Raw genomic sequence first — 530 nt, 5'->3', positions numbered from 1 at the left:
GAGATCGGCTACGCGGCGTCGTTCCTCGAGTGGTTCGCGGAAGAAGGCAAGCGCGTGTACGGCGACACGATCCCGACGCCGGCGAACGACAAACGCATCGTCGTGACGAAGGAAGCGATCGGCGTGTGCGCGGCGATCACGCCGTGGAACTTCCCGGCGGCGATGATCACCCGCAAGGTCGGCCCGGCGCTCGCGGCAGGCTGCCCGATCGTCGTGAAGCCGGCCGAGGCGACGCCGTTCTCCGCGCTCGCGATGGCCGTGCTGGCCGAGCGCGCGGGCGTGCCGGCCGGCGTGTTCAGCGTCGTCACGGGCGACCCGAAGGCGATCGGCGGCGAGCTGACGTCGAACCCGGTCGTGCGCAAGCTGTCGTTCACGGGCTCGACGCCGGTCGGCCGGCTGCTGATGGCGCAGTGCGCGCCGACGGTCAAGAAGGTGTCGCTGGAGCTGGGCGGCAACGCGCCGTTCATCGTGTTCGACGACGCCGATCTCGACGCGGCCGTGCAGGGCGCGATCGCATCGAAGTATCGCAA

The 530-nt window shown here is 70.2% G+C and carries 1 protein-coding gene; it reads left to right on the top strand.

Going from position 1 to position 530, the window contains the following annotated elements:
* The coding region (locus DID96_RS37960; protein ID WP_124604423.1) for an aldehyde dehydrogenase family protein at positions 1-530 on the top strand (530 nt) is incomplete at both ends.

Source organism: Burkholderia sp. Bp8963, from assembly GCF_003854275.1.
GTDB lineage: Bacteria > Pseudomonadota > Gammaproteobacteria > Burkholderiales > Burkholderiaceae > Burkholderia.
The sequence above is the reverse complement of the archived record's forward strand: the minus strand, read 5'-3'. Positions and strand labels throughout refer to the sequence as shown.